The sequence below is a fragment of the Aureimonas sp. N4 genome, from assembly GCF_001463925.1.
Taxonomy (GTDB): Bacteria; Pseudomonadota; Alphaproteobacteria; order Rhizobiales; family Rhizobiaceae; genus Aureimonas; species Aureimonas ureilytica_A.
Map to the genome: position 1 here is coordinate 1 of NZ_BBWS01000068.1, position 9,721 is coordinate 9,721.

General features: G+C 61.4%; 11 protein-coding genes and 2 pseudogenes. 8 read left to right on the forward strand and 5 right to left on the reverse strand.

Going from position 1 to position 9,721, the window contains the following annotated elements:
• A partial coding sequence (locus tag AUL28_RS23605; RefSeq protein WP_280137306.1) for a methyl-accepting chemotaxis protein occupies nucleotides 1-962 on the reverse strand: 962 nt, incomplete at its 3' end.
• A 301-nt stretch (nucleotides 963-1,263) separates the two neighbouring features.
• Between AUL28_RS23605 and AUL28_RS21675 the strand changes: the two genes are divergently transcribed.
• On the forward strand, nucleotides 1,264-2,013 hold the full coding sequence (locus AUL28_RS21675) for a YdcF family protein (protein ID WP_202814907.1): 750 nt from the start codon (nucleotides 1,264-1,266) through the stop codon (nucleotides 2,011-2,013).
• A 1-nt stretch (nucleotide 2,014) separates the two neighbouring features.
• On the opposite strand, the gene AUL28_RS21680 is transcribed toward AUL28_RS21675, so the two are convergent.
• Entirely contained in the window at nucleotides 2,015-2,686 is a 672-nt protein-coding gene (locus AUL28_RS21680; RefSeq protein WP_062224469.1) for a DJ-1/PfpI family protein, read from the reverse strand.
• A gap of 74 nt (nucleotides 2,687-2,760) precedes the next feature.
• Between AUL28_RS21680 and AUL28_RS21685 the strand changes: the two genes are divergently transcribed.
• On the forward strand, nucleotides 2,761-3,729 hold the full coding sequence (locus AUL28_RS21685) for a GlxA family transcriptional regulator (RefSeq protein WP_062224486.1): 969 nt from the start codon (nucleotides 2,761-2,763) through the stop codon (nucleotides 3,727-3,729).
• 113 nt (nucleotides 3,730-3,842) lie between these two features.
• On the opposite strand, the gene AUL28_RS22405 is transcribed toward AUL28_RS21685, so the two are convergent.
• On the reverse strand, nucleotides 3,843-4,376 hold the full coding sequence (locus AUL28_RS22405) for a hypothetical protein (protein ID WP_082640635.1): 534 nt from the start codon (nucleotides 4,374-4,376) through the stop codon (nucleotides 3,843-3,845).
• A 390-nt stretch (nucleotides 4,377-4,766) separates the two neighbouring features.
• Between AUL28_RS22405 and AUL28_RS21690 the strand changes: the two genes are divergently transcribed.
• From AUL28_RS21690 to AUL28_RS23785, 3 genes are all read left to right on the forward strand, one after another.
• Complete coding sequence (locus AUL28_RS21690; RefSeq protein ID WP_062224471.1) at nucleotides 4,767-5,486, forward strand: hypothetical protein; 720 nt, start codon at nucleotides 4,767-4,769, stop codon at nucleotides 5,484-5,486.
• Nucleotides 5,487-5,690: 204 nt separating this feature from the next.
• Nucleotides 5,691-6,071, forward strand: a complete 381-nt coding sequence (locus AUL28_RS21695) for a MobC family plasmid mobilization relaxosome protein (RefSeq protein WP_062224473.1) — start codon at nucleotides 5,691-5,693, stop codon at nucleotides 6,069-6,071.
• A complete protein-coding gene (locus tag AUL28_RS23785; RefSeq protein WP_156420143.1) occupies nucleotides 6,065-7,804 on the forward strand; it encodes a relaxase/mobilization nuclease domain-containing protein in 1,740 nt (579 codons plus the stop codon). Before AUL28_RS21695 ends, AUL28_RS23785 begins: the two co-directional genes overlap by 7 nt.
• Nucleotides 7,805-7,900: 96 nt before the next feature.
• Here AUL28_RS23785 and AUL28_RS21715 read toward each other — a convergent pair whose 3' ends face one another.
• Nucleotides 7,901-8,320, reverse strand: a complete 420-nt coding sequence (locus AUL28_RS21715) for a BrnA antitoxin family protein (RefSeq protein WP_062224480.1) — start codon at nucleotides 8,318-8,320, stop codon at nucleotides 7,901-7,903.
• Nucleotides 8,317-8,565: a BrnT family toxin gene (locus AUL28_RS21720; RefSeq protein ID WP_062224482.1), complete on the reverse strand. Its 249-nt coding sequence runs from the start codon at nucleotides 8,563-8,565 to the stop codon at nucleotides 8,317-8,319. Before AUL28_RS21720 ends, AUL28_RS21715 begins: the two co-directional genes overlap by 4 nt.
• Before the next feature lie 270 nt (nucleotides 8,566-8,835).
• Between AUL28_RS21720 and relB the strand changes: the two are divergent.
• From relB to AUL28_RS21730, 3 genes and pseudogenes are all read left to right on the forward strand, one after another.
• Nucleotides 8,836-9,015: pseudogene (gene relB, locus AUL28_RS23470) on the forward strand (type II toxin-antitoxin system RelB family antitoxin); the annotation flags it as partial.
• Nucleotides 9,016-9,114 (forward strand): annotated as a pseudogene (locus AUL28_RS23790) (antitoxin MazE-like protein); the annotation flags it as partial.
• Complete coding sequence (locus tag AUL28_RS21730; protein ID WP_058635996.1) at nucleotides 9,111-9,446, forward strand: type II toxin-antitoxin system PemK/MazF family toxin; 336 nt, start codon at nucleotides 9,111-9,113, stop codon at nucleotides 9,444-9,446. The pseudogene AUL28_RS23790 and the gene AUL28_RS21730, both read left to right, overlap by 4 nt.
• The last annotated feature ends 275 nt before the right edge of the window (nucleotides 9,447-9,721 follow it).

The following is a 9,721-nucleotide window of genomic DNA, read 5'->3' on the forward strand; positions in this document are numbered from 1 at the left end:
CCCACATCCTGCTCGCGGCAGGCCGACGAAATCTCTCGCACCAGTTCGGCCGTCTTCTGAATATCCGGCATCAACTCCTTCAACATCTCGCCAGCTTCTTCGGACAGGCGAACGGTCGATACCGAAAGCTTGCCAATCTCTCCTGCTGCGATCTGTGAACGCTCAGCCAGCTTGCGCACTTCTGATGCGACAACAGCAAAGCCTTTGCCGTGTTGCCCGGCCCGAGCCGCTTCGATGGCTGCATTTAGTGCCAAAAGGTCGGTTTGACGCGCAATCTCCTGAACGACCCGGATCTTCTCTGCGATCAGGCGCATGGAAGCAATCGCTTCCGTCACAGAGGCGCGCGTCAGTTCTGCATTCTTGGAAGCATGCGCGGCCACCGTCTCGGTCTGCGAGGCGTTGGAAGCGTTCTGCGAGATGTTAGCCGCCATCTCTTCCATAGCTGCGGATGCGGACGACGTGGCCTGAACCTGCGCGGCGCGCGAGGTTTCAAGCTCTTCCATCAGGCTTCTCTGACCATGGACATCACGAAGAGCTCCACTGATACGAAGGACTGTTCCCGAAGCATCGCGCTCGGCACCGCCCGTCGAATGGCACCACTGGAAGCTACCATCTTTGCGTCGCATACGGACCGTGAAATCCAGACGCTTGTTGCCCTCTTTGTCTGCCAGAAACCCTCCGAACTCACGTCCGGCATAATCCACGTCGTCGGGATGAACACGACTGGTCCAGGTTTCCATGACGTTCGGAAATTCGGCTTCCGTTTGATAGCCGAGCATTCGACGCAATTCGGGAGAATAATACCATTGGCTTCCGGGGTGAGTCGCATCACCATTGACGATGATGCAATCCCAGAGCCCAATTCCGCTCCGCTCATCGAGCACGATCATTCGCTGCTCGATCGCTTTCAGGCGGAGCACTTCCGCTTTCAGCGACGCTTTCGAAACACTGCCGAAAACCACGATCAAACCCCTCCGACACGCGATTATTTAGCCGAAAAACGATTAAAGCTTCATACTTCGAAAGGGAGATAGGCTCAGGACCTGTCAATTCGCTCTGCTGATTGGATCAGGGCGGCCTTCGAACGTAGGTTCGGTTAGACTGGTCTGTTTCTTCTGAGCGAACCCAGACGCGACAGGCGCAGAGACGCACGAAACCGTCTCATGAGAACCCGTTAGACCCGTTGTGACGGACCATCAGGAACACCTACCCATTTGGAACACTGCTGGATCGAGCGGTTCAGCAAGGGAACGACGATTTTGGGTGGAACGCCGTCGGTCGGCTTTGAGTGGCGGTTTGCAGATAAGCTGCCATTGCGCTTCGCCCGGCAGCAGAGGTTTCTCGATTACCCCGACGATGAGAAACGCCTACGTTCTTTGGGACTACCTAACGGCCTGTGGCGATCGGCATAGGGACGGTCTTCTGGTCGTGTGCGGGTCATACGATCTACGGGTCTGCGATCATGCCTGCGAACTCTTCCGTCAGGGGCGATACGATAGCCTTCTCATCACCGGAAAGACGGGCAACTGGACGGACAAGCTCTGGACGCAAACCGAGGCGTCGCTGTTTGCGGACAGGGCTCAAGCGAACGGCATCTCGCCCGAGGCGGTCATTCTCGACGAGGAGGCGACCAACTTTGCCGAGAACATCGCCAACGCCCGGCGCTTGGTGCCGGACGCCGTACGCGTCACCTTCGTAACCAAGCTGAACTCCGTCCGGCGCGTTCTCGCAAACGCGCCGATCCAGTGGGCTGAAGCCGACATCCGCGCCAACGGCCCTCCCATCACCTTTCCCGACGGAGCCTCGAACATCGTCGGCGTCTTCGGTCTGATCGAGGAGATGGTCGGAGACATCGACCGGCTCCTTCGCTATCCGGACTTGGGATATCAGGTCGTGGTCGCCGTCCCCAGCGACGTGCGTGTCGCCTTCCGTTGGCTAATAAAAGACGGGTTCGGGGGACGCTTGCTCGGCAGCGCGCTGGGAATTGGAAGCAGCACTGCAATCGTCCCTTAGGTCAACCGATACTTTTACCCAGAAGGGCTTCTCGCTCCCGGCGGGAGCCCGCCATGCGGGTCCTGGCCGCCGCGATGACGGCATCCGAGGCGGACGCAGGAGAGCCGGCATCGAAGGGCGGAGCGGGGGCGTATTCGAGCGAGAGCTGGATCGTCTCGGCCTCCTCGCGTCCGAGAAGCTCAGCGATGACGGCGAGGCCGAAGTCGATGCCCGATGTGACGCCGCCGGCAGTGATGATGGACCCGTCCTGCACGACGCGTTCCGCCACTGGGATGGCGCCGAGGGCGGGCAGGAAGTCCATCGCGTTCCAATGCGTGGCAGCGCGCTTGCCTTGGAGGAGCCCAGCCTTTCCGAGGACCAGCGAGCCGGTGCAGACAGAAGTGACGAACCGCGCCCTTTGCGCCTTATCTTGAATGAAGGCGAGGACCGTCTCGTCCGCGAGGAGCCCATTGATCCCGGAGCCGCCGGGAATGCACAACACGTCGAAGTCCGGCGCCTCGGCCATCACCGTGTCCGGCGTCAGCATTAGGCCGGTCGCGGAGCGGACCGGCTCGAGGTCCTTCCACACAAGGTGGACGACGGCGCCGCGCGCCGAGGCGAAGATCTCGTAGGGGCCGGTGAGATCGAGCTGCTGGACGCCGGGAAAGCAGAGAAGGCCGAAGCGAAGGGTCATGGGTCTCATCCTGTCTTGACGAAAGGAGCGTAGCGCGGGACGATTTGGCTGTTGCGCCAATCATCGCTCGGTTCATGCCAATTGCACCATCGCCTCACCGGGTAGAAATTCTGGCTTTCACCCGCGTCCAGATCCTCGACGTGACGGGCCCGGCGCAGGTTTTCGCCACCGCCAACGATCTGACTCCGCCGAGTCAGCCGAAGCCCTACGAGATAACCGTGGTCTCGCTTGATGCCGAAGTCGTCACAAGCTCCGGCCTGACGCTCAAATCTGAGCCTGCGGCCGAACGGGTGGGCGCGCTCAGCACGCTGATCGTTGCTGGCGGCTACGGCGTGGACGCGGCACGATGCGACAGCGCGCTGATCGGCTGGATCCGTCAGCGAGCATCAGCGGCGGAGCGCACCGCTTCGGTGTGTAGCGGTGCGCTGCTCCTCGCCGAGTCTGGGCTTCTCGACGGGCGCCGGGCGGTGACGCACTGGCAGCGCTGCGCGGAGTTCGCGACACGCTATCCCGAAGTCCGTCTCGACCCCGACCCAATCTTCATCCGTGACGGCACGATTTGGACATCGGCGGGTGTCACGGCGGGGATTGATCTGGCACTCGCCATGGTAGAGGCCGATCACGGGCACAGGCTGGCGCTGTCCGTGGCGCGCCAGCTCGTCGTGTTTCTGAAGCGTCCAGGCGGTCAATCGCAGTTCAGCGCGGCGCTCTCGCTTCAATCGTCGGACGAGACGTTCGAGGACTTACACGGCTGGATCGCCGCCCATCTCCACCGAGATCTGACGTTATCAGCGCTGGCCGAACATGCGGGCATGAGCCTTCGCACTTTCTGCCGGCGCTATCGGAACGCCATGGGCCGCACGCCGGCGGAAGGAGTGGAAATCCTTCGCATCGATGGCGCAAGGAGGTTGCTAGAAGAAGGCGTCAGCGTGACGCGAACAGCCGCCCGCTGCGGTTTCGGCTCGACGGAGACCATGCGTCGCACGTTCCTCCGCCATCTAGGCGTCGGCCCGAGCGCCTACCGAGAACGGTTCCACGGTTGAGCAACGACCGCTTTCGGTAAACCATCTTGGGTGCGCCGAAGACTGCTTGAGGTCGAAAGTTCGTGTGTCCCTTCACAAACGACGATGCTTCTGACGTGTGAAAATCGGAAGTTTTAGCCTGCCATTCGCTTCCACCATGGGCGGCTCTTTTGTGCGGCTAACTCGGCACGCAGGCGGGCCAGTTCTTCGTCCGTTCGACGGTCGTTGTCCGCTCGTTGTCCGGTCTCAGTGGCTAGTTCCACGACCCGCCGTAAAAGCTCGTCCACCCTGCTCCGTTCGGTATCTGCCCGGTCTCGCTCCCGATCGGCGCGAGCCCGCTCGTCATCTGCCCTCGTGCGCTCAGCATGGAACGCTGTTTCCCCGCGCTCGACAGCTTCGCGAAGGCTTTCAATGTGGGCTTCCAGAGCGGCAATCGTCCGCTCGTCCGACGGCTGTTCATCGGCCGTTGGTTCGTCGTTCTCCTCGTCCTTTGATTTGCGAGTAGTCGTGCTGGCGGCGACTTCCTCCCAATCGACCCACACCCGCGCTTTGCCGTCGTTTCCAGACTGCTTTCGCAAGCGCAGCCGCATGGATTTCTGGCGAGCCGCTTCGGACGATACGCCAAGACGTTCACCCAACTCGCTGTAAGTCAGCCATTCTTCCGCCATAGGAGCACCCGTTCAACACCCGTTGTCCGGGCGAACGATATGATGGACGCGAAGCCTTACGCAGGCGTGACCACCCGTCCACCGGCTGTTGAACATGCGTTGAACGGATGGCGGACGCCCAACAATGGGCCTTCTTAAGAAGTTGACGCGCCACCCCTTGGGCGGGAATAGTGGCGCAACGTTCGATTCTTCGAACGCTAAAAACAACGAAGCCCGCCTGGGAAAGGCGGGCCCGTATCCGGCAAAAGGCGCCGGGGAAAGTCCTAGTGTGGTAGCTGGACCTTCCCAAAAACCCGAGCGCCCGTCAACGCAAAAACGCAGTTTTTGCGAACGGCGAAGCTTTGCCGTGTATGTGGCCACTTTCCCGGTCGGGCATGACCCGAGGGACGTATGCTCGCACATCAGATTGCGGCTGCGATCGAGGCCATCCGCCCGTCGCAGTTCCATGACCTTTCCCTGACGCTTTGGCGCGGCCATGCCGCAGGCCTCATCGAGGACACTGAAGCGCAGAGACTGGCAGAGGCACTGGAAGCCCGGCGCAAGCCACCCAAGCTTCTCCACGAGCTTCCTCGTCCGCGCCAGAGCCTGTTTCCAAAGCGCCGACCTCAGTTGGCGAAGCGGCACCCCGAGCGCATCGGCCGTCGCCGCCGTCTCGCTGCTACTGGGCCTCTGCCGGCGACGTTGGCAGCCGACTGGACGACAAGTGCACTGGCCGTGCTGCGGATCGTGGGCGACGAGGTGCGCGACAAAGGAGCCTGCGAGCGAACCCTGCCCGAGATCGCCGCGCGCGCCGGTGTTTGCCGGACCACAGCGCAGACGACGATTCGGCGCGCGGCCCAGCTTGGTCTCGTCAGCATCGAGGAGCGGCGGCGAGAAGGGGCCAAGAACCTGCCGAACGTGGTGCGGATCATCTCGGCCGAGTGGATGACCTGGTTGCGGCGCGGACCCAGAGCACGGGATACCGCCGAGGACGCAGGCATAGGGTTCAAAAATACGAGCCCCACGGAAACACATCTTTTTTCTAAAAGCCCGATTCCGAAACCTTCAACCCCTCATAAGAGCTCCAGAGAGACGAAAGAGCGGATCGATCGGCCTCCAAAAGCTAGGTGACCCCTAACCGGACCGCTCCTCCTCCGCCTTTTTCATCATCGCACTGCCCTTCAGCAGCGGCGACCAAAGGAGCTTGTCCGTCGTTTCTTAGCCAGTGTACTCTCGTGGCCACGCTAGCGCGTGTCCTCTTCGAGACTGGCAAGGGGGCGTAGCCCCCTTTGAACCCCCGGCCGCCGAAGCGGCTCTAAACGCTGAGACGACAGCATGTGGATCAAGCTGCGGGTTTCGGATGAGGAGCGAAGTCGCTGGCTGCTGAAGGCCCAGGACGCTGGCGTAACGCTATCGGCGCTGATCCGGCAGGGCCTTGAAGGTGCACCCGTGCGTCGGCAACGCCGGCGCGTGGCGACCGATCCAGCGCTGCTGCGCGAGCTGGCCCGGATCGGCAACAACCTCAACCAGATTGCCCGCTGGGCCAACCGCAACAAGCAAGGCGTGGAGGCGCAGGGCATTCTGGTGGCGCTGATCGAGATCGATCGTGAGCTTGCCGCTCTCCGACAGGCTGTCCAGAGCGCGGGACAGAAGATCGACCGTGCAGGGTCGGTCGAGTTGGCGCAGGACGCCGACGAGGCGACTGCTACGTGCTGATCAAGTTCTTTCCGCGCGGCCAAGGCTCCGGAGCGGGGCCTGTGGGCTATGTGCTGCGCCTGGACGATCGGGAACATTCGCCGCCCAAGGTGCTGCGGGGCGATCCCGACACGATACGTGACCTGATCGATGCGATCGACCGGCAATGGCGCTACACGAGCGGCGTCGTGTCCTTCGCTCTGGAGGACGCACCGAGCGAGGCGCAGCAGAACCAGGTCATGGACGAGTTCGAGCGTACGGCGTTCGCGGGGCTCGAATCCGACCAGTACGCCGTTCTCTGGGTGCGTCACAGCCACACCGAGGGCGGGCGGGTCGAACTGCACTTCGTCACACCGCGCATGGAGTTAGCGTCAGAGCGCGCTTTCAACATCGCTCCCCCTGGCTGGCAAAGCCTCTACGGGACGCTTCAGAACACCCTGAACGGCGAAAACCGTTGGGCCGACCCGCACGACCCGGCCCGCGCGCGCGACCGTCACGTCACGCTGGAAGCCCCAGAGCGGGCTCGGGATCGCGAGGCGGTCCACACGATGGTCGAGGGGTGGATCGAGCACGGCCTCGTGCGCGACCGCGCCGAGATCGTTGCGGCCCTTCAGGAGACCGGCTTGGAGATCCCGCGCCAGTCCAAGAGTTTCATCACCGTGCTCGACCCGGACAGCGGAGAGCGCTTTCGCCTGAAAGGCACCCCTTATGAAGAAGGATGGACCGCCAGCGCTCAGCTTGAGCGAGCGTATGCGGCAGAGGATCAACGACGACACGCAGCTCTTGAGCGAGCATCGCTCGATGATCGAGACGATGCTGGACGACGAGCGGAGGCTGCTCGCACAGAGCTTGAGGAGCGAATCCGAGCGCGTGCGGAGCGTCATGCAGAGCTCTACGGCCGAAGCCCTGTCCGAGATGAAGAGCTTCAGCGCCTTCTTGAAACAGGAAGAAGCGAGGGCCGCGAACCTCATTCAGGCGAAGACGATCGCCGCTCAGGATGGTTTGCGAGCGACGTTCTCGAGTTTGAACGAGGAAGCGAGCCACGGGATCACACGCTTCCTGTCTCACGCGCGGATGACCGCGATCTTGAGCGTGACGATCCTTCTGAGCGCCGCAGCGATCCTCTTTGGCATGACGTGGTGGGCGCATACGGACCTGACCCGGACACAGGATCAACTCGTGACCGCGAGGAGCGCACTCAGCGAACTCCAACGGCAGACGAACAGGATCGAGTTCTGGAACACTCAGAAGGGCAAGATGATGCTTCTGCCAAAGGGAACCGAGCAGGAGTTCTACACCTGCGAGAACCGCCTATGCCTGAAGTTGCCGGAGAACTAGGGCATGGATCAGATGACCCCTTTGGAGCGCGAGCTTCTGGCTTCGCTGAACGTCTTGCAGAGATCGCACGAGCAACAAATCAGCGATTTGCAGGATGGATACGCGAGGCAACTCGCTTCCTTGATGGCTGGCTTCGAGAGCGTGACGACCTCCATCATGAAGCGGCTGGACGCTCTGGAGCGCTCGCAGACGAGCTTGGCCAAAGCTTCGCAGACGGCGCGCAGACACCAGGACGAGACGGACGCAGCCTTGATGCGTCTATCCGAAGCGTCGAGCGGTGCGCTCGGGAGCTTGGACGAAACGCTGACGGGCTTGAGCGAGAGGCTCAAATCGTTGAGCGACAGGTTGCCCAGGAAATAGAACAGCAGCGCCAGCGGGACCGCGAGCGGGACAGAGAGTACGATTTCGGTTTGTAGTGGCTCCGATGCCGAGCCAGCCGTCAGGCCCGACCCTACAGCCCTTCGTGAGAGAGCGGGCCGGGCCTGACGGCGTCGATCGTCCCGTCGAATGCTTTAGGAGGCAGCCCTTTCCAGCGCTTCCACCATCCGTGCTCGCCAATCGTCTCCCCCCGCCTGGTAGCGTGCTACGACGCGGGGATCGATCCGTAGCGTCACGGCGGTTTTGGGATGCTCTTTTGCAGGGCGTCCCCGCGAGCGTTTGATGCTCTCGGCCAGATCGGGAAACACGTCCGCGAAGGGCCGCAGTTGCGAGACTTCCGAGGATGACAGGGGGCGCTCGATGGCAGGATCGGGACCGACGAGATCGCCCGTTGCCGTCTCAACCCACCAAGTGTCTTCGTCCTGATGAAACGCACCCGTGGCGATGAGCGCCTTCATCTCGCGATCGTAGGCCTCCCAACGTCGCATCATCTCGGCGTCGTCATCGGGGCCAAGATCGCGCGTGATGAAGCTCGGCCATTTGTTCGTGGTCATGCGCGACTCCTTTCGATCCGGCTCGCCGGTCGCATCGAGATGACGGACAGCGCCTCCGATCCCAGCGGACGGAATATGACAGCGAGGATCGTCACTCCGTCCAACTCCCCGATCGCGAGGAACCGGCCTTCCTTGGCGATCTCGACCCGAGCAGCCTCGAAGAAATCCGGTGTCAGAGCAGCGAAATCCAGACCGTGTTTGACGAGGTTGCGTTCACGCTTCGGCTCATCCCAGACGATCTGCATTTAATTTCTGTACACGAAAAAAGAAGGGCCGCCATCGCCATATGCGTTCGGCGATGGAGGGCTGCTCCTCGCCCAAGGCATTGGCGTAGATCGCCGCCATTTCGTAGTCGTAGCGCAGACCCTTGGGTATAGCGCTGGAGCGCGAGCGTAGCCGCGATTATGGCTATTGATTACGCAATGTGAGGCAGAAGGCTAAGCACGAGTCTGGCAACGGCTTGGAGATTCAACTCCCTATTTGCTATACATGTATAGCAAATAGGGAGTTGAATCATGTTGGCGCTACGGCTTCCTCCTGAGATCGAGATGCGGTTGGATGCCTTGGCCAAGCGCACCGGACGCACCAAGAGCTTTTACGCACGTGAGGCCATCCTTCAGCACCTCGGAGAACTTGAGGCACGAGCGGAGATGGAGCGGCAGGCGCTTCAATCAGATCGCGTCGCCCTTGCTGAGGAATGCCAACGACAATCTCGGCTTCTACACGACGATCCGCTGGAGCGCGAAACGCTGGACTGGCTTCAGGGGGCTGCGGACAAGGACGGATGGGCGTGAAGCGAGGCGACCTCGTGACGATCGCGTTGCAAGGGGACTATGGCAAGCCGCGTCCGGCGCTCGTGGTCCAATCTGACCTCTTCAACGAGCATCCTTCGGTTTCGGTCATGCCGGTCACAGGGGACTTGCGGCCGACCCCGTTGTTTCGGATCGATGTCGAGCCCACTTCGGAAAACGGGCTGCACAAGCTCTCACAGGTGATGGTGGACAAGGTCCAAACTGTGCCGCGCGAGAAGGTTGGTCCCTGTTTCGGTCACCTTGAAGTCGCGACGCTGCAGGCCGTGGACAAAGCTCTAGCTCGCTGGTTCGCACTGGATCGATCAGCACCATAAGTCCACAAGGAGTAAACCCGTGGGGCACTGAGCCAGGCTACTAGGCCCGACCCTATAGCCCTTTATGAGCGAGCGGCTCGGGTCTGACGACGTTGGGAGTAGCGTCAAATACCGTTCAAATCTTCTTCGATCCTTCGATTTCGGCAACTGTGAATGTAGCTTTCTATCAAGCTGCCGATCGAAAGACGGAGGACCGATGATCACGGTCATGATCGCTGGAAAGGGTACTTCCATCCCCGTTCAATTTGTGAAGGGCTTCGTTGATTTGCTGTGCG

What these genes read in the sequence shown, in the direction of transcription:
- AUL28_RS21715 (WP_062224480.1), bottom strand. Translation starts at nt 8,320, where the DNA reads ATGACCACGAACAAATGGCCGAGCTTCATCACGCGCGATCTTGGCCCC.
- AUL28_RS21720 (WP_062224482.1), bottom strand. Translation starts at nt 8,565, where the DNA reads ATGCAGATCGTCTGGGATGAGCCGAAGCGTGAACGCAACCTCGTCAAA.
- AUL28_RS21695 (WP_062224473.1), top strand. Translation starts at nt 5,691, where the DNA reads ATGTGGATCAAGCTGCGGGTTTCGGATGAGGAGCGAAGTCGCTGGCTG.
- AUL28_RS21690 (WP_062224471.1), top strand. Translation starts at nt 4,767, where the DNA reads ATGCTCGCACATCAGATTGCGGCTGCGATCGAGGCCATCCGCCCGTCG.
- AUL28_RS22405 (WP_082640635.1), bottom strand. Translation starts at nt 4,376, where the DNA reads ATGGCGGAAGAATGGCTGACTTACAGCGAGTTGGGTGAACGTCTTGGC.
- AUL28_RS21680 (WP_062224469.1), bottom strand. Translation starts at nt 2,686, where the DNA reads ATGACCCTTCGCTTCGGCCTTCTCTGCTTTCCCGGCGTCCAGCAGCTC.
- AUL28_RS21685 (WP_062224486.1), top strand. Translation starts at nt 2,761, where the DNA reads ATGCCAATTGCACCATCGCCTCACCGGGTAGAAATTCTGGCTTTCACC.